Below are 22941 nucleotides of genomic sequence, written 5' to 3' on the forward strand. Positions count from 1 at the left end.
CTTTTTTACTGCAGCTTCAATCCCATCAGACCCAGATCATTCAGCGGCACAAAGCCCATCTTTTTATAAAAGGAAACAGCTCTTATGTTATGCAGATCCACACCAAGCATCAGTCCCCTGACACCATCCTTTTTCAGCAGATCGATCAAGGCATGAAACAAAGCAGTGCCATTGCCGCCGCCGGTATATTTCTCGAGAATGTCGATATGCATATGGGCAGGATATTCAGATGCATACACACCATACATCTCCAGGCCATCATGCACATGCTTGTCATACGGATCACTCAAAGCTTCGATCTTCTGTGCATAAGGCATCATGTTCTGTTTCCATGCGGCATAGTTTTCAGCACAAAGGACATAGCCCACTGGCTGTTCATCGGCCATTAACATCAGCGCCTTTTCATGGTCCAGATACTCATCGCAATACATCAGCAGCGTGAAGTCATGGTGGCGCTGCTGGGTGCGGGCTCTTTCACTTGCCGTGGCAATGCAGATATCTTCCATAGCCTTCTTATATTCCGGTGTATACATTTCGATTTTCATTTTCAATTTTCTGCCTCCTGATTCAGCTGCCTATTGTACCATTCCATCGTGAAAGCAGGCTGACATAAAAAGATGTGGAGGCACCTGGATGGCTGAGGCCGTCTTCCGGGGCAAAAGACAGATGGCTGCGGCATTGGGTTTCCAGAACGGCTTCTCCTGTATCCTGGTAGAGAACCTCAAGCACTTCAATGCGGTTATGATACGCATTCTGAATCAATGGAATCAAAGAGCTGGCAGCACCCCTGCTTTCAAACGGCTGGCTTTCCGATACCATCCTGACATGATCACCTGTCTCGGCAATCTTCTGCAGCATTGTTTCCATCTGCTTTGCACTGTCACTGCAGACCGTTATTCCGCTGTCTTTGACCAGCACCTGACAGCAGAGATCATCAGCAAGTTCTGGTTCCGTAAGAAACAGGTTGGCAATCCCCTTTTTTCTTGTCAAAGGCCAGACAATCTGGGTATAGAGCCTGTCCGGCAGCAGTGCCTTCAGCGTTTTCTGATTATCCTTGAACAGGATGGAAAGAAACCGGGATGGCTGTATACTTCCCTGTTTGTCAGATAAATGTGCAATAGCACAGCGGATCGTGCCGATTCTGGCGGTTTCATGAGAGCCGTATTGGGTGATGCCGCACGTATCAGACAGCATCAGGTCAAAGCGGGTATTGTCTTTGCGGAAGATGTCTGCACATTCTGCAGCTGCCTCTGGCATGGACTGATCCGAGAACAGAATGGCGAAGCGGATGGCAATGCTTTCATTTTCCCGGTTCAGTCTGCTCACTGCCCGCATGAGATCTTTCAAAGAAGACAGCTTGTGCATGACAAATAAGATCGAGAAGTCATTCTGTTCCGGCGTGCCGCAGCGCACCAGAAAGCCATGTCCCAGTGCCTGAAACTGAAATAATACGGCAATATCCGGGACAGCCATGCGGAACACATCTACCCGCTTCTGCCAGAGGGCAAGACTGTCATGGTCTGCTTCCTGATGGACTTTGATTTCCTGCTGCTTTGGTTTGGCAAGCGGTGGATGATAGCAGGCAATGTATGCTGTCAGGACGCCAGCTGTCAGAAACAGCACTGCGGCTGCAATCAGAAAGACTTCCATAATTCTGCCTCCTGTTGATCTAAGGCAAAGCTGTCCCGCTGATTCATACAGGCTGGTGCATATTCATAACAGGGATACTGATGTCTGCCAAAGCAGATCACAATGCTCTGCCCAATCCCGTTTTCCTTCTTGCAGGCCAGTCTGTACCAGTATGGGAAAAGGCCATAGTCTGCGGCAGCAGCAAGCAATTGGTCTTTCTGATCTGCACGGTGGACCATCTGCAAAGTACCTTCTTTCTTCAGCAGGCGCGCACTGTGGGCAAACAGTTCCTTCATAGTCAGATATTCCTCATGGCGGGCAGCCCGCAGATACAGATTGTCATTTTTCAGACTGTCCTTTTTTGTTGCAAAGTACGGCGGATTGCAGATGATGGCATCAAAAGGCTCATCCTGATAGTCCTGCAGTCTGCTGACCGTCAGTTTTCCTGTCAGGCCATTGCGCTTGAGATTTTCTTCTGCCAGCGCAATGGTTTCCGGAAAAAGATCAATGCCTGCCAGTGTTGTTGTGTGCATGGCAGCATACAGCAGCAGTGCACCGTTGTTTGTCCCGACATCGAGCACCCGCATGCCTTCTTCCAGCTGCAGCATCCTCCCCAGAAATTCCGTATCGGAATTAAAATGATACATTCCCTTTTCCTGATGAATATGCCAGGGTGTGCCGTAAAGATAGTCATCCTTCATGTGTTTCCCTCAGTTCAAACCAGAATGTTGTACCCTGGTGCAGCTTTGATGTGACGCCGTATTTTGCATGATGCGCATCCAGAATGGCTTTGACAATGGCCAAGCCCAGGCCAGTGGAAGACAGGCTGCGGCTGAACGAGCGGCTGCTCTTCTGGTAGCGGTCCCAGATATGCGGCAGTTCTTCCTCAGAGATTCCCTCCCCTTCATCCTGCACTTCCACATGCACCGTTTCCTCATCTTCCAATACCTTTGCCCGGATCCAGATATGGTTTCCCGCCGGTGTATGCTTGATGGCATTGGACAGAAAGTTCTGAATCACTTCACCAATCTTGAGATCATCCGCATAGATCATCAGGTGGCTTGGAATCTCTGTTTCCACAATCACGCCGGCATTTGCAATCAGCGGTGCATTGAGTTCCATGATTTCCTTTACCTTTTCATCCAAATCGACATTTTCATAGGTCAGCGTATATGTTCCAGACTGCATCTTGCTCAGCTCACTCATCTCATTGACGAGCTTTGACATATAGTCTGTCTCCTTGATGATCACATCCAGATGCTTGTTTCTTTTGACGGGATCATTGCCGGAAATATCCTTGATCATTTCGGCATAGGCACGGATGTTCGTGATCGGTGTACGGATATCATGAGATACATTTGCCATCAGATCACGCCGCAGTTCATCAATACGGCCCATTTCTGTAGCAGCCTTGTTCAGTGTGGATGCCAGTTCCTGTGTCTCGGTGAAGGAGCCCCCGTCAAATCTGGCACTGTAATCGGCATTGGACAGTTTGACAGCCTGATCGCGCATATGGGTCAATGGCCTTGCAATCCTGCCGGACAGATAGAACGAGAAGATGACGGCAATGATGATGACGATGGATGTGTAAAGAAAATACTGCCGGGAAAAGAAAGAGATCAGTGAGTCCACCGGTTCCAGGGGTGTATTGAGAAACAGGTAATAACTGCCCAGTGTTTCTTTGACGCTTCTGCCAACAACCAGCATCTGCTGTCCTGTGCGTTCATTGACGAGATTGGCAGAATACTGGGGTGTATCTGAGACAAGCGACATGAGTGTGCCGGCATCGTGATAGTCGATGCCGTTTACAGAGTCATTGCTGTTAAAGACACATCCTGCCCCAAGCAGGTCGGCGGAATAGACCTGTCTGCCATCCTGGTTATAGATCACAACGCAGACATCATTTTCAACGGTCTGCTGAAAAGCCTGGGAAATCTGACTTTCACTGCCGCCGCTGGTTGAAAGCAGTTCATTTTCCAGGGAATCCGCAATCGCATTGATGCTGGATATTTTCGTATTGCGGTAATAGGGCCTGATCAGGCCGACCTGCAGAATGCCCAGCACAGCGACGATGCCGGCAGAGAGCAGTATGAATACCAGCAGCAGTGAAAAGCGGATGCCGTGACGGTCAGGCTTCAAACTTGTACCCCATGCCGCGCACCGTCACAATGTAGTCCCGATACGGGCCAAGATGTGCTCTCAGCATCTTGATATGGGAATCCACAGTGCGGTCATCGCCAAAGAAATCAATGTCCCATACATCACTCAGCAGACGCTCACGTGACAGTGCCACCCCGGGATGGCTTGCCAGCTCGATCAGAAGATCAATTTCCTTTGGTGTCATGGCCGTCTTTTCACCATCGACCGTTACCTCGCGGCCATCCACATCAATCACCAGGCCGCCATACTGCAGGATCTTCTTACTGACGGAAGGATGACGGCGGGCAATGACAGCTTTCACTCTGGCCATCAGCTCCTTGGGTGAGAATGGTTTGACGACATAGTCATCCACACCCAGTTCAAACCCGAACAGCTTGTCATATTCTTCCTGGCGGGCCGACAGAATGATAATCGGCACATCCTGGATTTTCTTGATTTCACGGCATGCGGAAAAACCATCCAGTTTTGGCATCATGACATCCAGAATCACACAGTCATAGGCTGTTTTCCGGATCAGATCCAGTGCCTGCATGCCATCGGCTGCTTCATCAACCTGATAGCCGTTGATTTCACCATATTCCTTTACTACTTCTCTGATTTCTTCTTCATCATCTGTAATCAGCAGTCTTGCCATCTTCTTCACTCCCTGTGCACGGTCGCAAGCTTATCCGCCTGCACTGCACCGTTGTCGCCCATTTTACCATGAAAACGCACATATATCCCCGGTGCCAGGCTGTCTTTCAACTGTGCGTAGTCACTTGGCCATACATTGATCGTCACATCGCTCATGCCATCGGAAACAAGCAGACGGCAGTAGGCCCGGCCTGATTTGGATGTTTTCGGGATGACACTGACAATCTGGCCAAAGGACTGAACTGTCTGGCCATAACTGTCCAGAATTGCCGCAATGGAAGGATCATGGATATGCAGATACTTCTTGACAGACAGGATTTCATCATTGCCGAGCGTAAAGCCAAGCGCTTCCTTTTCTTTCAGAATTCTGTCCCGCCGCATTTCTTTTGCCTGTACAAGTTCCGGCTTTGAGACAAGTCCAAGATTCAGGCTGATGTCATCGCCATTGTTGATCTGAACGATCTGTGCATAGCGCTGGGCAGCTTCCATGCTGGCCAGCAGTGTGGCCCGGTTTGCTTTGAACAGATCCAGGGCACCGGCATTGATCAGATTTTCAATGATATGCCGGTTGATGCGATACAGACCCATGCGGGCTGTAAAGTCAAACAGATCCTGATAAGGGCCGTTCTTTTCTCTTTCATCAAGGATGCTGACAGCACTTCTGCCGACATCTTTGACACAGTTCAGCGGCATGCGCAGACCTTTGCCCTCATCCGTGTATCCTTGCTTTGAACGGTTGATACACGGCGGATAGATTTCAATGCCTTTGCGGCGGCATTCATCAATGTAGAGCGCGCTCTTGCGGCTGTCTATAACCACACTGTCCAGCAGGCAGCTGTAAAAAGGACGCGGATAGACAGCTTTCAGCCATGCCATCTGGCAGGAAATCACAGCATAGGCAACAGAATGGGACTTGTTAAAGCCATATGCGCCGAACGTTTCAATCGTTGCCCACAACGCCTCTGCCCCTTTCTGGGTATAGCCATGATGCAGACATCCCTGCAGAAAATCATTTTTCATCTCGGCCATGGCATGAGCATTCTTTTTGGAGATTGCCTTGCGCAGAAGATCTGCTCTGCCAGGGGTAAAGCCAGCCGCAATCTGGGCCGTCAGCATCGTCTGTTCCTGGTAGAGCATGATGCCATAGGTATCCGAAAGCACCGGTTTCAATGCAGGGGATGGATACTGGATCTTCTCCGGATGTTTCCGGTTTTCCATGTACTCGTTGATATGTCCCATGGCACCAGGCCGCAGCAAAGCAATGGCAGCGACAATATCCTCGAAGCATTTTGGCTGCATCTGCCGCAGAAGCCGCTTCATATCCTGTGATTCAAACTGAAAGACACCGGCGGTATCACCCTTTGCAAACAAAGCATAAATACGGCTGTCTTCCAGTGACATTTTCTTCAGGCTGAAATCCTGATCCTGTTTCTGGATATGTTTGACAATATTGTCAATGGTTGTCAGATTGCGCAGAGAAAGCAGGTCCATTTTGATCAGGCCTCGCTCCTGCAGATACCCCATTTCATACTGGGATGTGTACAGGCCGCTGCCCATATCGATCAGCGGTACTTCCTCGCTCAGCTTTCTGCCTGAGAGAATAACGCCGGCAGGATGAATAGACATATTTCTGGGCAGGCCTTCAATCTTCTTTGCAAGGGCATAGACATCTGCATATTTCTTTTCGGATGTTACAAGCTGGCGGAATCTGACCTTCTGGTCGTATGCCTGCTGCAGTGTCAAAGAAACAGTGGAAGAAGGAATCTGCCGTATGAGAAAGTCAATGTCGTTCTGACTCATGCGCTGCAGTCTTGCCGTATCGCGCAGGGCTGCCTTGGCACCGAAATTCTGGAATGTGAGAATATTGCCTACATGGTCATGTCCGTACTTTTCAGCTACATAGTCAATGACTTCCTGGCGTCTGGTGTCCATGAAGTCGGTATCAATATCCGGCATGGAAACCCGCTCCGGATTGAGGAAACGCTCAAACAGCAGATGGTATGGGATCGGATCGACCATGGTGATGCCAAGGCAGTATGCCACCAGAGAGCCGGCGGCAGATCCTCTGCCAGGTCCGATCAGAATGCCATGGGTGCGGCCAAACCGGACATAGTCATAGACGATCAGGAAGTAGTCTTCAAAGTGCATGTGTTCAATGACGCCAAGCTCCATCCTGAGACGGTCGGCGTATTCTTTTGTCACATGTCCATGCATGCGTTTATTGAGACCGGCTTTGCACAGCTGCTCAAGGTACGTGCGTGAAGTAAAGCCTGCTGGGACGGGAAACGCAGGCAGACCGGCTGGAGGCAGACGATAGTCAGCCGTGCACATAGCAGCAATTTCTTCCGTCGCATCCAGATCATCCTGGTCATACAGTGCTTCCATCTGCTGCGGGGAAAGAAAACTTCTGCCCTTCTGCAGGGAAAGACCGGGATCCTGCAGGGTGCCATGGGCAGCAATTGCCTGCAGTGCCTGGTAAGCGTAAACATCTTCTTCCTGCAGATAGAAGATCTTGTTTAAAGCTACTGTACGAATACCGCGGCTGCGGCAGATGTTTTTCAGGATCCGGTTGCTGGTGTTCCACAGGGCTGATTCCTGGTAGGACAATGCGACATAAAACGATGGAAAGTCTTCCTGCAGCACGGCAAGCATTTCGCTGATTTCTCTGCGGTGATCATTTGCAGAAAGCAGGACATGGTCCATCCATCCTCCTTCGCCATAGACGATCAATGTATTGTGATGGCATGCCTGCTGCAGTTGTTCCAGGGTGCACGGGGCATCCTGGGTGCACAGGATGGAGGAAAGCTTCATGAGATTCTGATAGCCGATGTTATCGCCGCAGATCAATAGAAACGTGACGGTGCTGCCATGATAATCGCAGTCTGCCTGCAGGCCGGCGATGGGTTTGATGCCGGCATCTGTGCATGCATGCAGAAAAGCAGCCATGCCGCTCATCACTCTGTGATCCGTGAGCGCCACAGCCTTGTATCCCATCGTTTTTGCCTGGCTGACAAGTTCTCTGATGCGGATGGTGGAATCCAACAGAGAATAGCAGCTCTGCACGTGTAAATGTACGGTCATACTGTAAACATTATATCCCTATTCATGTATAATTTACTTTCCGGGTTGCAAAGACTAAAATATGGGCAGAGGTAAATCACTATGAAAATAGCATATGTGACTGACAGCGGCACGGGAAGAACAATCTCGGAGCTGGCTGCAGATGGTATCATCAGTATTCCCCTGCAGATCATGGATGGCACAACGACCTATCAGGATATGGAGACTCTTGACCGCAATGCCTGTCTTGATCTGGTAGAGCATGGCCATGTATTAAAGACTTCCCAGCCAAATCCCGGTTTGATAGAAGAGTGTTTTGAAGATCTGAAGGATCAGGGCACAGATCTGATTGTGGCAGTGCCGATCTGCAATGGTCTTTCGGGTACAATTTCGACAATGACAGCCATTGCGCGTGATCTGGATGTGCGCATTATCTGCATTGATACCTATGTAACAAGTGAAGTGCAGTATTATCTGATCAAGCGTATCAAAGCAATGTATGAAGAAGGAAAGAGTGATCTGGAAATCAAGCTCGCCGTGGATGCGGTGATTGATTCGTGCAATACACTGATTATGCCGCGCTCTCTGGATGCGCTTGTGCGGGGCGGCCGGCTGACACCGATGGCAGCTGGTTTTGCAAAGCTGCTGAAGATTGTGCCGATTCTGAAAATCAACAAGAGTACATCCGGCCGTATTGACAGTGTTGCCAATGTGCGTACCTACCGCAAGGCTGTTGCCAGAGTCATTGATGATATTCACAATGATCATCCGGGTGAAGGATGGAAGATGTTCATTGCCCATGCCGGTGCTGTAGATGCTGCAATGGATCTCTACCACCGCTTTGAGGAAGAATTCCCGGGTGTGGATATTCAGGTGACAGAGCTTGTCAATCCGGTGGCAGCACATACGGGTGCCGACTGTATCTGCATTCAGTATTTCAAAACAATCTGAAGATTACGCATGATCATACCCCCTTTTCTCTCATTCGCCAAAAATGCATCGGACTCTTCAGCAGGGATTCAAATGCATGGGCAGCAATATAATCTTTACTGCTTTTCCCTTTTTGAGAAAATGCCTGTACCGGCAGTACCAATGCCATAACAACAATGCATGCCAGCAAAATACACACGATGAAGTCAATGCTGCAGTCGTCCAGATAGCTGTTTATGCTTCATAAAACTTCGTTGCTTTTTCCTTTTATATCGCATCAATGAATACAGACCTATAATCACTGAAGACAGAACTGTAAAGAAGGATAGGCTGATCAATCAGTCCATCCTTTTTTACCTGCAGCAGCTTATCCGCGAAACTTTCTCATAAAGCTGCTGTTTTATTATTTTTTGCGATACTGTTTTTCTTCTGTCCCAAGAGTATCAGATCTACCGTTTGTCTCCTTTACAAACACTGACATGAAAACATTTCCGATGATCCCGCCCGGACTTACAAACAATCTTCTGCTGCCAAAGGACTGTATCCTGATCGCATTTCTCATTTTATTTCCTGGTCTGTTTCCTCTTTGATGACAAAGAGATTGCCACGTGCTGCCTGAATTGCAAGTGCCGTTCGGTTGGGAAGACCTGTCTTTTCCAGCAGGTTTTTTACGTGCCAGTCCACCGTTCTGGCACTAAGTTTCAGCTTTTCAGAAATCTGTTTGCTGGTCAGTCCGTTGACAAGCTCACGTAATATATCGTTTTCAGCTGCGGTAAACTCGTCACTTTGCACATATCCCACATTTACCGACGGGGAATGATCCGGGAAAATGCACTCTCCCGCCATCGTACGATCAATTATATCCATCAGAGATTCTTCAGATGCATCCTTGTACCACATGCTGTCAACACCTGCTTTCCTGGCTCTGGCCAGACAGTCCGCATCCAGCATTGAAGTAACAATAATGATTTTGATTCCGGGTCTTCTCTGCTTAATCTCTCTGGCAGCCTCGATGCCGTCCAATGATCCGTTTACGACAATATCCATCAAAACAAGGTCGACGGACATTGTTTTCAGAAGCTGAACTGCAATGTCAGCTGCTGTAACGGATTGCAGCAGCTCATAGCGTCCACTATGCAGAAGCAGATTTTCCATATATTCGCGATGAATGCGCTGATCTTCAACGACAAGCACCTTGATCATTTTTCCTTGCCTCCTTTTTTGGCACAGTTACTGTCAGTTCAAAACACGGTGCAGATTGAATCTGTGTACTGCCGCCAATGCGCTTTGCATGAACCATGACATTGATCAGTCCACCGCGCGGGACAATCTTTTCTTGAGGCGGTCTGCCATTGTTTCTCACTGATAGTACATCCGCATCGCCGGCATCGCTCATCTTCACGTATAGCTCTGTTGCCTCGGCATGCATTGCCGCATTCAGCAGACAGTTTCGTATGGCAAGAATGAACACCTTTCTGGTTTCTGCTTTTGCAGGCCATGAACCGTCTATATAGAGCCTGATATTTAATGCACCGGCATCACGGAACAGATCACCGATATGATCGCGGCGCTGGTCCGCATCATCGTTATCCCTCTGTATGACAGTGACTGCATCACACCAGCTTTTGAGAACATCATCAGTTTCTTTCTGCGGAAAAGATGACAGCAGCCTTCTGCGAATAGCTGTCAGGCCCTCCCCCATCGTGTCATGCCATTTTGTTTTGAAGTAAAGGATCTCTTCCTCTTTGGCAAGCTGACCGACACTCTCCCTGAGACGCCTGTTCTGTACCGCCATCTGCCGCAGTTCTTCGTTCTGCGCCTCCAGTTCTTTTTTACGGTGAACAAGCTCGGTAACATCAAAGAAATACGCAGCCTGAAATCGCTCACCATCTGCGGTGATGAGTTCATCCCTGCCATAGCGGACAAAAGAGCCATCTGGCAGATGATAAACATTTTCTGCTTCCAGCCACTCAGATCTGCCTGCAAGCATGCGGGCTAGTTCATCACTTGTCATCAGAACCCTGCCATACATCATCTCCGAAATTTCCGCCATCCGGCGGTTCAGCAGCATCGATACCCCATTTTTTCTAAAATAGCAAAGTCCTACCGGAAATTCATCAAGTGCTGCCTTGATGCTGCTTTCAGTTACCATCCTTTTATTGCCGGCACGGTCAATAATCATGATATGTACGCTCCCGATAAAGACAATCGAAGTAATGAGCCAGAGCAATGCAATGGGAAGCGGAAAGCCATGGGTCTGCCAGTTTACAGCATTGTGGGGAATAATATGGTCATCCAGAAGGGTTGCATATATACCGAGCATCAATATCAAAACACAGCCGCAGATGATGATCCTGCGGATGCTGCGCTTGCCAAGAACAAGCTTCCACAAAAGATCTGCCAGCACCAGGATCGTAACAATGAGAAACAGCATGTAAGCAAAGCGCATGGCAAAGCCGCATTCATAAAACAGCCTCATATCTCTTTGCCTTCCTTTGCTATAGATATGGAAATAATCCAGGTATCATCTTCTTTTGAGATGCTTGCCTCTGCAGGAAATACAGCGGAAAACAGGTCATGTGATGAAACAATGCTGTAAATTGCGTGAATATATTCTCCTTCCTCTTTGATGCGCACAAAGGCAAAGCGGATATCAGGCAATGCGGCTTCGATGGCAGCCTCATAACTGTCATAAAGGCTCATGGCAGCCTGGGCAGGCAGCACCATTTCATCAGGAAGGGCATCGTCCAGATAACAGTCAGCGTTTAACAGTTCCACGTTACTGAGTGATTCATGAAAGCAAAGCCTGAGCTCACGCGCACTCACACTGCCATCATCACCCGCAAAGATCAGGTTTCCTGCTCTCTTGATATATGCACCAAGCACAGCAGCTTCGGCAAGCAACTGTTTTTTTCTGTTCTTATCTGTCTCATCAAAATATGCAGAAAGCGTTTCATGCAAAAGTCTGTTCTGCTTTGCCGAAGCCCGCTGCGACGCATCATAAAGACGATTCTTCTCCTGTGCCATAAACAGGGCAAGCTCTGTTTTTCCTGCTTCCGTCTCCAGCTCATTTTTATAGGATAACTCTGCTCTGTTTTGTTCAAGCTCAGACAAAATGGATGCAAGAGATGAAATATCTTCTGCCCAGAACACATACCCGGGATTCAGACGGCAACCCTTCAAAAGCGTATGATTATCAATCTGTAAAACACCATCTTTCATCTTTTTAAGAATTCGCATATCCTGTTGCTTTGCACCACCTGAACAATAGCAGATATTCCTGTCGTCATCTGTGATAATCATTTCCTTATCCTCTGCTGCAAATACTTTGGCGTACCCTGAGTTGGATGGGATCATACCCGATGTGATGCATGCCTGCATCAATCCGACAGAAGCAATGCAGAAAAAGGTTGAAAAGTCGCTGGAAACAAGCTTCCATATTTCCGGGAAAAAGAATGCCAGAATAACGTAGATGGCAATGGTAATCAGCCAGAGAAGAGGAAGGAACGACGCTTTTGTCTTTTCCGGAACCTTTGCACGAATGAAGACAACTCCTACGGTCATGAGGGCAAGAAGCGCGATCCATGCAATCACCACATAGTAGCCAGGACCACGCCAAAACGGTTCAGAGATACATGTCCAGAACTGCCTGTGCAGCGGACTTGTAAATACAAACAAAATGAGTGCTGCAGAGGTTAAGATAACCGGTTTCCAGATGATTCCCGGGATTTTATAATATTCACTTTTTCCAGAATACAGTGAAGCAAGAAACGCAAAGGTTGGAATCAGGATAAACGAAAAATAGTAGCAGTATGGCAGGACAAGATATGGGATTGTTCCTACAGGCGAAAGTTCATATTTTACGGTGCGCAGAAACAGCCAGAGGATGCAGCAGGCAGCCATGAGCTTCAGATACCTTCGTAATGGGCGATTAATAATTTTATGAGAAACGGAAACACTCCATGCCGCACAGATGCCCATGTAGATCAATGGCCGCAGCAGGCCGCACAATGCGCCGATATACGGAATCATCGATACATGAAATGGAGGAAAACGGCATATCCAGGCAACAGAAATGAGAAAAGACAGAGCCAGTACTTTCTTTTTCCGCTCACGAATTTCTATCACGATGCATTCCCCCTCAATGATGATCGGTCTGATTTCAGGCCACATACCACCACAGAATCAATGGCTGCCAGCATAATGATCACTGCTTCATCAGTAACAGGAACCGGACACACAAACCGCAGGCATCTTACTGTGCAGTTAATATCAAAACAATGATGTATATCTTCAGCATCATTTCTGATTGTCAAAAGAACGGATGAACGATTACTGTGATCGTCCAGCCAACTACATTTTTATTAACATAACAGTGCTTGATTTGCAAGAGATGCAGCAGTTTCACTCATGCATGTCAAACAAAACGGCCTGTACACTATCATTAGTGTGTCAGGCCGTCACGATGATTTATAGATATGCTGGTGTCTATTTACCAATTGTCTGCTTCCATGGGCAGGCGGATGCCGGAAAGAATGCTGGAATATTCATATAGAAAACAGTCATTTCCCTTCTGCCTCAATGTAACCGGTGTGGTGAATCTGCTCCTGCGGTGCGAATAAAGTACTTCTGGTAACCTGTTTCTGCAGGATGCAAATCGCGATCGATTTCGATGGTATAAGGCACTGATGGTTCATAATTCTTTTGACTGTTGGTCCTGCAGAAATATGCCCTTGGAAGATACTTTTTTCCGCGCAGACGATCTTTCAGAAACTGCTTATCAAAGTCATTCATAGGCTTTGGTCCTCTCAGCAAATTCAAAGCCTCGATGCCAAGAGACTCCTTTCTGGCATACAGACACAAAGCGCGATCAGCCAGGCACAAATCGCCATGGGGCTATCTATTCCTTCTTTTCTCATCTCTGCAAACTGGTTTAAGTCTTTCGGGATCTGTTTAATCGATATTTTCATTGCCATTCTCCTTACAGGACTTCAATTCTGCCCTCTATTTCCGCATCCAATCCCTGATGTTTCGTCATGTATTCTTCCACAATATGATTCAGGGAACCGGCAATAATTCGTGGTTCCATATTTTTACGCACCTCATGCAGATCTACCGAGAATACCTGATCAAAGTTTCTAAAATGATAATCCTGCAGGCAGATTGTCATTTCATCTGCATCTTTGATCTCTTTTCCATGAAAGCAGAATTTCTTAAAGTCTTCTTTCCGGCGATCCCATACAATATGCATCCCCTGGGAATATTGATAGAATTCGGTATGTCCGCGCCAGGCTTCCTCCCGGAAAACAAAAGCAATCATCCTCCGAAGCTGATCGCCATTTACCTTGAGCATCCAAAGGCAGTCATCAAAGGGCGTATTCTCCTTCATTTCCTGAAATGTGATGATCGGTCCCAATTCCTCTTTGCGGATGGAACCAGAGCCAAGGATCATCAAGTCAAACGAGCTTCCGCTCTGCAGAAGATCTGCATAAAGATTACCAAGCTCTGTTTCCTGCGTCCGACACGGGTGCGTCAGCCTGCGTGCAAATGTAGTAATCACCCTTGCATATTTGGAATCTGTCACAGAACGATATCGCTTCAGCAGTTCCTGCATCGTAAGGTCCGCTTCGGCGGTCTCTTCATTCACCGGCACGCATTGCCAGTGAAGATCAGCAATGCTGTTGGTATCCGTATCACATATAAGATCAAAGCGGCCGATCTGTCCGGTACCGGATCCCGCTTGGGCAATCCATATACCGTTTACACATTCCGGTTCTGACATCGATGTATGAGAATGTCCTCCGATAATCAGATCTACGCCATAGCAGGGATCCAGCTGTGCTGCCAGCTCACGGTCTTTTTCAATGCCAATGTGGGTGAGCAATACTGTTAAGTCGATATCAACGGTACGATAGCTGTCCAGAATCATTTGAATTTCATGCACCGCCTGCTCAACATCCACAAGCGTCCCGATCACCTTATCCTGACGTGTCACGGCGATCACATCCTCGGTCAGCAGCCCGATAAACAGCACTTTCATGCCATTTACTTCTTTGATCAGGTAGGGCAGAAACAGTCTGCTTCCATTCAGGTTCACATAGAGATTAGCATTAATAATAGGAAAATTTGCACATTTTTCCAGAAACAGCAGATGTGAAAGACCGTAGTCCACTTCATGATTACCGATGGTCATTACGTCCGGATTAAGCTGATTGATCAGGTCAATCGTGGAGATCCCACGATATTCCATATCTATGATCGATCCCTGAAATACATCTCCGGCAATGGCATACAGAACATTCTTCTCCTCTTTCCTGACCCGGTTGACATACCCGGCCAGAAGTGGCAGACCGCCCGTATCCATTCCATCGATCTGATGAGGTACAAAATCGCCATGCATGTCATTGTTATGCAGCAGAATCAGTTGTTTCGTCCGCATAAAGCCCCTCCCTGTATTTTTTTTCTGAATATATCCTATTTTCGTATGGTTCGTCCTGTGGCTGCTGCAGCAGGAGAAAAGATATGCATCAAATGCTCCAAGCCATCACCCGGCCGCCGGAAGAACGAACTTACCTGCATCCGGATTTGCTTTTCTTATGACAAGCGATCCATCTTCTCCACTGAGCTCCATCACATCACAGCAACGATTGCCATCCTCATCCATATACGTCATTCCATATGCAGGCAGATCCCCCATGAAAACCAGTTGAACTCCAGCAGGGATTGAAGGCGCCAAGGGCAAGGAAAGAAGTTTTCCATCAAGGGATATCGCCGTTTCGGCTGAGAAAATGATATCGCCATTATCCTGTATATCCTCTACCGTCAGATGCCAGATTGTAAAAATATACAGGACGATCGGGGATAAAAAATAATACGCTGGCATTCGTCCCATCATTCAGCGTAAATCGCGCATCTTTTCCGTAATCTGTCCTTGCCATATACAGGACAGACACCGGATCATCTGGTGCTTGAGAATCAGAATATCTGGCAGCAAACGGGATCAACGGCAGAGGCTCCACCGGCGTATCCATCTGCCAGAATTCTTCCATCGTCATCTCTGCTTTTTCAGATTTCAGCGGATCCCTGCTTCCACTATGATTGGTAAATATTACAGGTTCCCCATCAGACTGATGTCTTCCTGTCTGCTTTCATCCGCATATATCTTTGTATCCGCAACCATACTCCGATACTGTGCAATTAATTCTGCATAGGCTGCTTCCCATGTATTTTCCTGTGCATCCACAATTACCGCTTTCCCGGTCTTAAATGGTGATGCCTGCGGCGTATTTGCCAGGGAATCAGCAGTTGTCGATGGGGTGATTCCTCAGGCACTGTCACATCCTGCTATTGCCATCAGGCAGATCAAAGGCGCAAAGAATCTGCAGAAATGTTTCATGGCTGGATTGGCTATTGTCCATCTTAGTCCGCAGGCTCACTGACATCATCCTTGGCAAAGAGGAACCAACGAAAACACCAACAGGCTCTTAAGGGAATACTTTCCCAAGGGGCAAGATCTGACTGATATCAGCGAGGAATACATATAGTCCGTCTTCGACAAACTGAATAAAAGACCTCGCAAATGCCTGGGGTACAGGACACCCTTTGAGGTCTATTATTCCACTCTGTTGCGTTTGGCTTGACAATTCAAGGATCAGAATGATCCTCCACCGCCACCATGGGTCCTGCCGGATGAAGATGTATGTGTACTGCTGCCGGAATCCTTTGACCGCACCGTTTTATTTACGGTTCGATACAGGAACATATCATTACTGCGGGTGATATTCAGGCTGCCATCTCTGACGTAATGGTCTGCCTCTGGTGCATAACGGACTGATTTCATCTGTCCTCTCAGCATGCCGGCAATGACAAGACCCAGAGCAAGACCGCCGGAAAGCGATATGAGTGTCCATGTCATCGGAAGTTTTCCCTTTGGCAGATTGGATCGGTCATAGGGACGGCCTGTCCGGGCCTGGGTAATGAACTGATCACACTGGTCGATGTACGTACGGAAGGCAGCAGCGTAGTTGCCATCGGACAGATCTGATTTCATCTGTTTGCCGATATACTGGATTCCTGCATCCGTAAATGCGGTAATGCCATATCCACAAGTGCTGATATACCACTCTCTGTCATTTTTGGAGACCAGCAGAAGAACGCCATCTTTGTCTTCGCCATATCCGAAATTGCAACGATCATAAATATCATCAGCCATGGTGCCGATATCTTCTCCCTCAAGGGATTCCACGGTTGCGATTGCAACTTCCAGCTTCTGTCTCTCACTCAATTCATCCAGAGCAGCGAGCAGTTCTTCTTCATCGCTCTCATCAACAATTTCGCCCATATCGATCAGACGAGAATATTCATCCGCAAAGCCACTCGTGCTGTCTTCAGCTCTTACGACAGACAGTAAAGGAATACAGGTAAACAAGGCCATCAGGAACACGGCTGCAGCAAGGAGTGTATTTTTCCATATCTTTTTCATATCCTTCCTCCTTGATCTAGAAAATCATCCACAGCAGATTGGCAATGCCAAAGGCGCCGCCGGCACAAAGAGCAGACAATCCAATCGTCCATAACAGTGCAGCTTTTTTATCAATCGGCAAATCACCAACGAACTTGCCGCTCTGTCCGTTCATCGCAAATGTATACTGCTTATTGTTCCACGTTGTATTTAGCAGCCATACCGGATACAGGACATATTTTGTCTTGCCGCCGCGAAGAGTAATACTTGTGCTCTCAGGCGTGATTGTGGTATATCCCGCTGCTGTCTTGGCAAAAGCTGAAGCGGTAGACTGCTTCACGCGTTCATTGGCCCGCATGATGCTTTCCTTTGCGTCCACATCATATTTATCTGCCATATAGCCGGCCAGGTATGCAGTCTGAAAGGAAACAGCCTGGCTGAAATCATAGGGTTCAATGGACTCCATGAGATCATCCGCCATCTTCTCAGAGCCATCCACCGGTACGTGGCTGAAGCCGATCGTGCCTTCCCGCAGCACCATGTAATAACTGGTTTCTGTATAGTTGTAATTGCTGTCACTCCATGATCTGACCAGGCTGGCCCGATAGCGGATGCAGGCATCTGCATCGGTGTCAAACAGCCAGAACGGAACGTAAATGCCTTTGATCTCGTCAATATGATTCTGATCCTTGAACACCTTGGGCAGCAGCACCTTTCCCTTCAAGTGTTTCTGCAGACTTTCTTTAGCAGCCTTTTTATCCAGCTTGAAAGGGATCACATAATCTGGCTTGAGATCTCCGGTGAATTGTCCCATTACCACGATGGGGTTGCCGCAGAAGGGACATGAAGTAGCAGCAAGGCTTTCATCACCGACGATTTCACCGCCGCAGGACTTGCATACATACGTACGCAGACCTTCCTGTTCTCCTTCCTGCCATTCACTTCCGGCAGCAGTGTCCCAGTTCATATGATCTTCAGTATCCTGATGCAATGCCTCATCATACTGCTTCAGGGCTTCCACTTCGAATTCCGCATCGCAGTATGGACATTTCATCTTCTGGAGTGTACTGTCGAAAGAGATTGCCCCACCGCAGTTGGGACATTTGTATTCCTGTAAATCTGCCATGATAATCGCTCCTTTCCTGTTTCAGGTGATGGAAGAAGCCAGAATCGCCTGACTCCTTCCATCCATTCATTGTTCAGCTGTTGAAAGGTTTCTTAGACTTAGAGTCGATTGGATCGGCTCAGAATCCACTCAGCCTGTAGAGCAGAAGTTCATCAGCAGAATCGTCTGCTCTGCCCTCGCTCAATGCGACCAGAACACTTCCATCCGGCATCACAGCTGCTGAGCTGATCCATGGATAAGATGTACCGAACAGTTCTTCATCATCCGCTGTTGCCAGAAGATTTCCATCGCCTCCATAGAACAGGATCGACCTCATATTGCCATCGAAAGCGATGAAGCCATTAGCTGTCTCTACAACGTCAGTGATGGACCCAAGACTGCCATTTTCTGAAAATTCGACATTGCCGAATTCAAACTGCTGATTGCCTGCTGTATCAAAGACCCAGACTGTTTCCTGGCCTTTATCATCCGATGTACCGCTCACATAGATATGATTCTGTGAAAGGAAGGCACGGTCAGTTTCTGCAGATGAGCGCAATGCCCATTCTTCAATCTGTGCTGTTTCTCCATTCAGGCTGATTTTTCTCAGCGGCCGGCCGACAAATGCAGAGAGCCCCCAGTTTCCATCCGGATGAATCACGGCGCTGTCGACATCTTCGTACTGTCCGGTCACTTCGCCATTTTCCATCACCAGCATCGGTTCCATGAAACCAGAAACGTAGAGTTTTCCGCTTGAATCTGCCGAAAGTTCTTCATAATCGCCTTTATCTGTCAAGTCTTGCTTATCAATGAACGTCAATGCATTGTCACTGTATTGATATTGATAGAGCGTATTGTCCAGAAGAACCCAGACAGTATCACCGGTGACTTCCACACGGCCGGAGAACAGATCCGAAACAAGCAGCGGATCATCCAGTTTGAGCCAGTCAGCGGTAATGGTATGATCGCCAGCACTGTACGTGTGCTGGACATCGGTTGAGAACGGCTCCCCGTTCCAAGGCCATGGCGCGTCGGTGTTATCAATATCTGTCAGTGTGAATTGCAGTGACTTGATAAGATCCTTGACACGTGAATCCTCCTGATCACCGGAAATACTGACGAAAACTGTCGTGCTGGATGGCTCATCACGGCCAAGATATGTCAGCGTAGATGAACCCCAGTATTCCGATTCATATTCCACGCATTCTACACCACCAATATTGGTCGTCTCCACGCTCTGTTTTTCAACAAGTTCATAGGCGTCAATTCCACTGCCTTTAAGCCTGTCTCGATACGAGCCAGCACTGTCTACCGATGCCTTAATCTCAACGGTCACCAGAGCCGTATTATTCTGTGGGATGGTAAGCTCCATATAGCAATAATCACTGCTGTCGTTGGTCTTATCTTCATCCAGTGCCCAGTCATCTGTATAACTGAGTGAGAATAAAGCGGTGGATGCTTTTGTTCCTTCAGCAGTACCAGCCGTCGGCTTTGCGCTGCCCGTACCCGCGGATGGCTTGCCACCGCAGGCAGCAAGACTGAATGCTGTCACTGTTGTCAGGAAGATTGAACAAATCCGTTTTACTGCTGTTGTCATGATGATCACCTTTCCTTTCTTTACACTTCCCAATTGATGCCGGCACTTGCAAGAACTTCATTGGTTTTGCGGATCCAATCGGAGCGATCACCCTGGAGAACAAGTTTGGCTTGATCCGTGATCACCTGTGCTGCCTGCTCCTGATCGCCGCCTGAAAGCATGCTCTTGACACCCTGAGTGATGGCAGCTGCTGCCATGATGTCCTGCTTGTTCTTCTTGATCGAATTTCTGAAGCCACGGAACCCTTTGCCGCCCAGTCCAAAGCACTCATCAAAGTAATTGGCGAGTTTCTTTGTCATGCCTGGTTTGCTTGGCATATAGATATCTCTGACTGCGTAGTCTCCGTCGAAGACCAGATGAACATACTTCTTATCTGGTTTTGTCCTGGCATCAATGGCCTGGTTTCCATCCGCTTCCTCATAGCTTGCCAGATCAGCATAGCGATAGATGTTGTATGTTTTATCTCCACCAAGACCGGCAAAACCACCTCTCTCCGTTTTGAAGAACATCAGTCCGGAGGCCGCATAGCAGTACAGGATCCATCCTGATTCGTCACCAAAGACTTCTGACTTCTTCTGCTCCCTGAGGATAGAAGTCACAATTCTCCCGTTCCTTTCCTGCTCCTTCAGCAGCCTTTCATATGCCGGATATGTGTGAACCATATTATTGAACACACGGCCGGCCTGCTTGTAACAATCCCGGCAAATGAACGAGCCATCCGCCAGCTTGACCTGTGACGCAAAACCGATTTCTTTGCCGCAATGTTTGCAATTCTGCTTAGCCATATATTTTTTCTCTCAGTCATTCATTGATCTGCAATCTTGTTATCTCGCTGTGATACGCGTTTCATCCTGGTTTTCTCGTGCCGCAGTTCTGACAGAACTTTCCCTGATTGACTCTGCCGCATTGCGGGCATGTCCACTCACCGGAATCAGAAGGCTTTGGCAAGCCGCATTCCTGGCAGAACTTTCCGGTATTGACGGCACCGCACTGACACTTCCAAGTTTCCGTCTGGACAGGCTGGGGCTTCTTTGCCCCGCATTCCGGACAAAATTTACCGGTTACAGTTGCCCCGCAAACGCACTTCCAGCTTTCCTGGGCGGATGCCTGTGCAGGCTTTTGTGCTTGTTGTGCCTGCTGGCCCATGGCATACAGATTCTGGGCGTTCATGCCACCGGCATTCATTGCCATGTTCATGCCCATGAAGCCGGCCATTGCTCCGGAAGGATTAGCCGCTGCTGCCTTCATGGCATCAGCCTGAGCACAAACCAGGGCTGCACCTGCCATATTGGCATTTTGCAGTACTGCTGTACGCTGCAGCTGCTTGACCATTTCAGCATCTTCCGGAGGCAGGGTCACACTCCCCAGAGCAATACTGACAACTTCCAACCCTCTCAGTTCTCCCCATTTCACGGACAAAGCTTCATTCATTGCCTTTTCCAGATCGGTGTTATGGGCTACGATTTGATTTGGCCTCAGTTCTAGATCAGAAAGCTTGGCAAAAGCCGGCTGCAAAGCACTGATAAACTCTGTTTTCAACTGACTGTCCAGCTGATCTCTTGTATAGGACTCTGCCACATTGCCGCAGACCTTCGTGTAGAACACAATCGGATCAGAAATCCGGTAAGAATACACACCCGAGCAGCGGACCGATACGTCGACATCCAGACCGATTTTGGAATCTACAATCCTGAAAGGTACAGGATTTGGGGTGCCGAACTTATTGTCGATCAGCTCCTTTGTATTGAAGTAGTAAACACGCTGGTCCTTTCCGGTATCTCCGCCGTATGAAAAGCGTTTGCCAAATGTTTTGAATGTATCCGCAATACTGCTGCCAAGATTTCCTGAAAAGATGCTCGGTTCTGTCGAGGTGTCATACGTAAATTCACCAGGTTCCGCACACACCTCAACAATCTGGCCCTGTTCGACAATGATCATGCACTGGCCATCCGCAACCGCAATGCCAGATCCGTTAGAGATAATATTGTCGTTTCCCATCTTGTTGGATGAGCGGCCGCTGACCCGTTTTCTTCCCTTTGTCACCAGTACTTCCTTGTCCATTGCTTCGCAATAGAAGAATTCTTTCCACTGGTCAGCCAAAGTACCGCCCAGTGCTCCTGATACAGCTTTAATCAGTCCCATCATTCACCTCCTGTGATCTTTGTGATCCAAATGAATTGCTATATTCAACTCTCATTTTTAATGCCGACGATACTGCCTTCTTCATTCAACTTCTTTGCACACCGCCTGCACATATCCAGATCTGCACAAACCATGAAGCAGTCATCACATACCCATCTGTGACAGATCGGACATCTGCTGAAGTGTGTCTCGGCATCCTTTTCTGCCTGCTGATATACAGCTTCTTTTTCGCGCTGATAAAGTGCTGCATAGATTACTTTTTTTCCTTCTGCAGCGGGAGGAATACCAGCCTTTGAAAAAGCAATTGGCTTGCTCTTCCACTCTCTTCCGCATTCCTGACAAGTTACCGAGAACTGAAATTGATCATTTGTTGAACAATCTGTCAGAATATCATTTAACAACCTCTGCATGGTCGGACCATCCTCCTTTCCTGAAATGTTTTTTGATTCTGCCGACTGCTTTTCTGCGACTTCATCATGACAGCTCATCAGCAATGAATCCATGGTCCCAGGTCTACTCCTGAGCAGGAAAAAGAAAAAAGTAAACCAGGTCCACCCTCAGGAAACGCATGGTAGACCGGGTTTACCATTGCTGATAAATTGCGGTTGGCAGAAGTATTGAATACACAAGCATGCATCATTATTGTAAAGTAAAAAAATACCCGGCTTTGGTGGAAACCGGGCAGTCTTCAGGAAGAGGGAATGATGCTTTTTGCACTGATATGGCAATGATCTTACTGTTTTAACAATGATGATTGACTACCTGCATCGTTTGCAGCAGGCGTCATGAGACATCTCTCAATTTCACGGGCAATGAGGAAATAATACTCATACTTCTGGATCGCATCCCAGTTTTCCCATGTACATGTAAACCCAAAGGCCATTGCAGGCATCTCATACTGGCTGCGCATGAAAGAATGAAACAGGTCCTCGTTGTTATAGACCGCCGCCTGGTTTTCTATCCTCATATCCGTCATTCCTGTCACCCAGGATGCCAGTTTTGTTTGTGAATTCGTCCATCAGCAAGCCACTAGTACCCGTGTGGCCTGCTGTCGTTACAGCTTCATCATGTACAAAGAAAATAAAAGGATCTATAGTCCCCGGTCTGCTCATCAGCTGATCACAAAATAGCAGACTTGGCCTGCCGTCAATTACCATATGGTCTAGATTGTTCTTCCTTAAGGAAAGCACAGAATTCATTACAGCGGCAAAAGACAGTCAGATG

At 47.9% G+C, this 22941-nt stretch carries 23 protein-coding genes and 1 pseudogene; 2 read left to right on the forward strand and 22 right to left on the reverse strand.

Annotation, left to right across the window (positions count from 1 at the left end; all coding sequences use genetic code 11):
* Positions 1-5: 5 nt before the first annotated feature.
* From MOZ60_RS03775 to MOZ60_RS03800, 6 genes are read right to left on the reverse strand one after another with little or no spacing between them, the layout of a single operon-like run.
* Entirely contained in the window at positions 6-545 is a 540-nt protein-coding gene (locus tag MOZ60_RS03775; protein ID WP_370595695.1) for a GNAT family N-acetyltransferase, read from the reverse strand.
* A 22-nt stretch (positions 546-567) separates the two neighbouring features.
* The gene (locus MOZ60_RS03780; protein ID WP_370595696.1) at positions 568-1650 is read right to left on the reverse strand and encodes a hypothetical protein; all 1083 of its coding nucleotides are present in this window, start codon (positions 1648-1650) and stop codon (positions 568-570) included.
* Positions 1635-2330, reverse strand: a complete 696-nt coding sequence (locus MOZ60_RS03785) for a tRNA1(Val) (adenine(37)-N6)-methyltransferase (RefSeq protein ID WP_370595697.1) — start codon at positions 2328-2330, stop codon at positions 1635-1637. Before MOZ60_RS03785 ends, MOZ60_RS03780 begins: the two co-directional genes overlap by 16 nt.
* Entirely contained in the window at positions 2320-3768 is a 1449-nt protein-coding gene (locus tag MOZ60_RS03790; RefSeq protein WP_370595698.1) for a sensor histidine kinase, read from the reverse strand. Before MOZ60_RS03790 ends, MOZ60_RS03785 begins: the two co-directional genes overlap by 11 nt.
* Positions 3758-4423, reverse strand: coding sequence for a response regulator transcription factor (locus MOZ60_RS03795; RefSeq protein WP_277006765.1), 666 nt, complete (start codon positions 4421-4423; stop codon positions 3758-3760). The genes MOZ60_RS03790 and MOZ60_RS03795 overlap by 11 nt, the downstream gene beginning before the upstream one ends.
* A gap of 5 nt (positions 4424-4428) precedes the next feature.
* Positions 4429-7503, reverse strand: a complete 3075-nt coding sequence (locus MOZ60_RS03800) for a DNA polymerase III subunit alpha (protein ID WP_370595699.1) — start codon at positions 7501-7503, stop codon at positions 4429-4431.
* Positions 7504-7584: 81 nt separating this feature from the next.
* Here MOZ60_RS03800 and MOZ60_RS03805 point away from each other — a divergent pair, with 81 nt between their 5' ends.
* Complete coding sequence (locus tag MOZ60_RS03805; RefSeq protein WP_370595700.1) at positions 7585-8433, forward strand: DegV family protein; 849 nt, start codon at positions 7585-7587, stop codon at positions 8431-8433.
* 537 nt (positions 8434-8970) lie between these two features.
* Here the strand turns inward: MOZ60_RS03805 and MOZ60_RS03810 are convergent.
* The 9 genes from MOZ60_RS03810 to MOZ60_RS03850 all read right to left on the reverse strand — a co-directional run bounded on the left by MOZ60_RS03810 (position 8971) and on the right by MOZ60_RS03850 (position 15655).
* Positions 8971-9615, reverse strand: coding sequence for a response regulator (locus MOZ60_RS03810; protein WP_370595701.1), 645 nt, complete (start codon positions 9613-9615; stop codon positions 8971-8973).
* The gene (locus MOZ60_RS03815) at positions 9593-10891 is read right to left on the reverse strand and encodes a sensor histidine kinase (RefSeq protein WP_370595702.1); all 1299 of its coding nucleotides are present in this window, start codon (positions 10889-10891) and stop codon (positions 9593-9595) included. Before MOZ60_RS03815 ends, MOZ60_RS03810 begins: the two co-directional genes overlap by 23 nt.
* Entirely contained in the window at positions 10888-12540 is a 1653-nt protein-coding gene (locus MOZ60_RS03820; RefSeq protein WP_370595703.1) for a hypothetical protein, read from the reverse strand. Before MOZ60_RS03820 ends, MOZ60_RS03815 begins: the two co-directional genes overlap by 4 nt.
* Before the next feature lie 450 nt (positions 12541-12990).
* On the reverse strand, positions 12991-13296 hold the full coding sequence (locus MOZ60_RS03825; protein WP_371832624.1) for a DUF6935 domain-containing protein: 306 nt from the start codon (positions 13294-13296) through the stop codon (positions 12991-12993).
* Entirely contained in the window at positions 13230-13382 is a 153-nt protein-coding gene (locus MOZ60_RS03830) for a hypothetical protein (RefSeq protein WP_370595705.1), read from the reverse strand. The genes MOZ60_RS03825 and MOZ60_RS03830 overlap by 67 nt, the downstream gene beginning before the upstream one ends.
* 11 nt (positions 13383-13393) lie before the next feature.
* Positions 13394-14851 carry a bifunctional metallophosphatase/5'-nucleotidase gene (locus tag MOZ60_RS03835; RefSeq protein WP_370595706.1) on the reverse strand — a complete coding sequence of 486 codons (1458 nt, stop codon included), beginning with the start codon at positions 14849-14851 and terminating at the stop codon, positions 13394-13396.
* 105 nt (positions 14852-14956) lie between these two features.
* Positions 14957-15109 carry a hypothetical protein gene (locus MOZ60_RS03840; protein ID WP_370595707.1) on the reverse strand — a complete coding sequence of 51 codons (153 nt, stop codon included), beginning with the start codon at positions 15107-15109 and terminating at the stop codon, positions 14957-14959.
* Between the two features lie 103 nt (positions 15110-15212).
* On the reverse strand, positions 15213-15461 hold the full coding sequence (locus MOZ60_RS03845; protein ID WP_370595708.1) for a hypothetical protein: 249 nt from the start codon (positions 15459-15461) through the stop codon (positions 15213-15215).
* Positions 15462-15520: 59 nt separating this feature from the next.
* A complete protein-coding gene (locus MOZ60_RS03850) occupies positions 15521-15655 on the reverse strand; it encodes a hypothetical protein (RefSeq protein ID WP_370595709.1) in 135 nt (44 codons plus the stop codon).
* Between the two features lie 196 nt (positions 15656-15851).
* Between MOZ60_RS03850 and MOZ60_RS03855 the strand changes: the two are divergent.
* Positions 15852-16052, forward strand: a pseudogene (locus MOZ60_RS03855) (transposase); the annotation flags it as partial.
* A gap of 11 nt (positions 16053-16063) precedes the next feature.
* On the opposite strand, the gene MOZ60_RS03860 reads toward MOZ60_RS03855, so the two are convergent.
* From MOZ60_RS03860 to MOZ60_RS03890, 7 genes are all read right to left on the reverse strand, one after another.
* Positions 16064-16894 carry a TPM domain-containing protein gene (locus MOZ60_RS03860; RefSeq protein WP_370595710.1) on the reverse strand — a complete coding sequence of 277 codons (831 nt, stop codon included), beginning with the start codon at positions 16892-16894 and terminating at the stop codon, positions 16064-16066.
* 16 nt (positions 16895-16910) lie between these two features.
* Entirely contained in the window at positions 16911-17999 is a 1089-nt protein-coding gene (locus tag MOZ60_RS03865; protein ID WP_277007678.1) for a TFIIB-type zinc ribbon-containing protein, read from the reverse strand.
* A 118-nt stretch (positions 18000-18117) separates the two neighbouring features.
* The gene (locus tag MOZ60_RS03870) at positions 18118-19575 is read right to left on the reverse strand and encodes an NHL repeat-containing protein (protein ID WP_370595711.1); all 1458 of its coding nucleotides are present in this window, start codon (positions 19573-19575) and stop codon (positions 18118-18120) included.
* 20 nt (positions 19576-19595) lie between these two features.
* Complete coding sequence (locus MOZ60_RS03875) at positions 19596-20360, reverse strand: DUF4428 domain-containing protein (protein ID WP_370595712.1); 765 nt, start codon at positions 20358-20360, stop codon at positions 19596-19598.
* A gap of 61 nt (positions 20361-20421) precedes the next feature.
* A complete protein-coding gene (locus MOZ60_RS03880) occupies positions 20422-21717 on the reverse strand; it encodes an SPFH domain-containing protein (RefSeq protein ID WP_370595713.1) in 1296 nt (431 codons plus the stop codon).
* A 44-nt stretch (positions 21718-21761) separates the two neighbouring features.
* Entirely contained in the window at positions 21762-22220 is a 459-nt protein-coding gene (locus tag MOZ60_RS03885) for a hypothetical protein (protein ID WP_370595714.1), read from the reverse strand.
* Between the two features lie 230 nt (positions 22221-22450).
* Positions 22451-22684, reverse strand: coding sequence for a hypothetical protein (locus MOZ60_RS03890; protein ID WP_370595715.1), 234 nt, complete (start codon positions 22682-22684; stop codon positions 22451-22453).
* Positions 22685-22941: the final 257 nt, after the last annotated feature.

The organism is Grylomicrobium aquisgranense, from assembly GCF_033971865.1.
GTDB classification, from domain to species: domain Bacteria; phylum Bacillota_I; class Bacilli_A; order Erysipelotrichales; family Erysipelotrichaceae; genus Bulleidia; species Bulleidia massiliensis.

Coding starts and splice junctions, on each gene's coding strand:
- MOZ60_RS03775 (WP_370595695.1), bottom strand. CDS start 545: ATGAAAATCGAAATGTATACACCGGAATATAAGAAGGCTATGGAAGAT.
- MOZ60_RS03780 (WP_370595696.1), bottom strand. CDS start 1,650: ATGGAAGTCTTTCTGATTGCAGCCGCAGTGCTGTTTCTGACAGCTGGC.
- MOZ60_RS03785 (WP_370595697.1), bottom strand. CDS start 2,330: ATGAAGGATGACTATCTTTACGGCACACCCTGGCATATTCATCAGGAA.
- MOZ60_RS03795 (WP_277006765.1), bottom strand. CDS start 4,423: ATGGCAAGACTGCTGATTACAGATGATGAAGAAGAAATCAGAGAAGTA.
- MOZ60_RS03800 (WP_370595699.1), bottom strand. CDS start 7,503: ATGACCGTACATTTACACGTGCAGAGCTGCTATTCTCTGTTGGATTCC.
- MOZ60_RS03805 (WP_370595700.1), top strand. CDS start 7,585: ATGAAAATAGCATATGTGACTGACAGCGGCACGGGAAGAACAATCTCG.
- MOZ60_RS03810 (WP_370595701.1), bottom strand. CDS start 9,615: ATGATCAAGGTGCTTGTCGTTGAAGATCAGCGCATTCATCGCGAATAT.
- MOZ60_RS03815 (WP_370595702.1), bottom strand. CDS start 10,891: ATGAGGCTGTTTTATGAATGCGGCTTTGCCATGCGCTTTGCTTACATG.
- MOZ60_RS03830 (WP_370595705.1), bottom strand. CDS start 13,382: ATGAAAATATCGATTAAACAGATCCCGAAAGACTTAAACCAGTTTGCA.
- MOZ60_RS03835 (WP_370595706.1), bottom strand. CDS start 14,851: ATGCGGACGAAACAACTGATTCTGCTGCATAACAATGACATGCATGGC.
- MOZ60_RS03840 (WP_370595707.1), bottom strand. CDS start 15,109: ATGGGGGATCTGCCTGCATATGGAATGACGTATATGGATGAGGATGGC.
- MOZ60_RS03845 (WP_370595708.1), bottom strand. CDS start 15,461: ATGGAAGAATTCTGGCAGATGGATACGCCGGTGGAGCCTCTGCCGTTG.
- MOZ60_RS03860 (WP_370595710.1), bottom strand. CDS start 16,894: ATGAAAAAGATATGGAAAAATACACTCCTTGCTGCAGCCGTGTTCCTG.
- MOZ60_RS03865 (WP_277007678.1), bottom strand. CDS start 17,999: ATGGCAGATTTACAGGAATACAAATGTCCCAACTGCGGTGGGGCAATC.
- MOZ60_RS03870 (WP_370595711.1), bottom strand. CDS start 19,575: ATGACAACAGCAGTAAAACGGATTTGTTCAATCTTCCTGACAACAGTG.
- MOZ60_RS03875 (WP_370595712.1), bottom strand. CDS start 20,360: ATGGCTAAGCAGAATTGCAAACATTGCGGCAAAGAAATCGGTTTTGCG.
- MOZ60_RS03880 (WP_370595713.1), bottom strand. CDS start 21,717: ATGGGACTGATTAAAGCTGTATCAGGAGCACTGGGCGGTACTTTGGCT.
- MOZ60_RS03885 (WP_370595714.1), bottom strand. CDS start 22,220: ATGGATTCATTGCTGATGAGCTGTCATGATGAAGTCGCAGAAAAGCAG.
- MOZ60_RS03890 (WP_370595715.1), bottom strand. CDS start 22,684: ATGAGGATAGAAAACCAGGCGGCGGTCTATAACAACGAGGACCTGTTT.